Source organism: Alteromonas sp. 4NH20-0056 (assembly GCF_057539655.1).
The window spans coordinates 1-668 of sequence record NZ_BAAJLS010000033.1 but is presented as its reverse complement, the minus strand read 5'-3'; the positions used below and the strand labels follow the sequence as shown (position 1 = coordinate 668).

The window sequence follows — 668 nt, the reverse complement described above, 5'->3', positions numbered from 1 at the left end:
CCTAACAAGAGACTATGGCGTCAATAGTTAATTTATAGCCTTTGGCGCTTCCCACATCACACCATCTCTCAACATTGAATTTAGTACTATTACCATCTTTCTGACACAGGCTATCAAGGCTACTTTTTTAGGCTTTCCTGCGCTAACTAACTTACCGTAATAAGATTTAAATACGGGGTTTGATTGAATCGCTGACATCACAGCCATAAAGAGCACTGTTCTTACTTGGTGCCGCCCACCCTGTATTTTTCGATGCCCTTTATACCTTCCACTTTCTTTGTTGATCGGTGCAACTCCAACTAAAGCTGCTGCTTGTTTGTTTGTCATATAACCAAGCTCAGGTAAATTACTTATTATCGACGCAGCTGCAACTTTTCCAACACCATTCATACTTTGAAGCAGTTGGTCTTTCGCTTTAAATTCCGGCGTCGACTCAATCATCTTCATGATTTTTTCTTCGACCTTTTTTATCTGATTCCTCAAAGCCGTTAGTATCGGTTTTATTGTCATCGCAAGGTCTTTCGGCATGATTTGAATTCTATTCTTTTCCATTGTTTGCATGGAAAGAAGTTGGTTACGACGCGTTACCAAATCGCTCATAGCGCGCATGGCTTTGGGCTTTAGCTGAGTTAAGTCAGGTTTTATCACCTCGCTAAAATGCGCTATTA

The 668-nt window shown here is 40.7% G+C and carries 1 protein-coding gene; it reads right to left on the bottom strand.

Annotation, left to right across the window (positions count from 1 at the left end; genetic code table 11):
• Nucleotides 1–27: 27 nt before the first annotated feature.
• Nucleotides 28–668: IS110 family transposase (locus AC27EZ_RS18125; RefSeq protein WP_487136663.1), on the bottom strand; the 641-nt coding region annotated here is incomplete at its 5' end.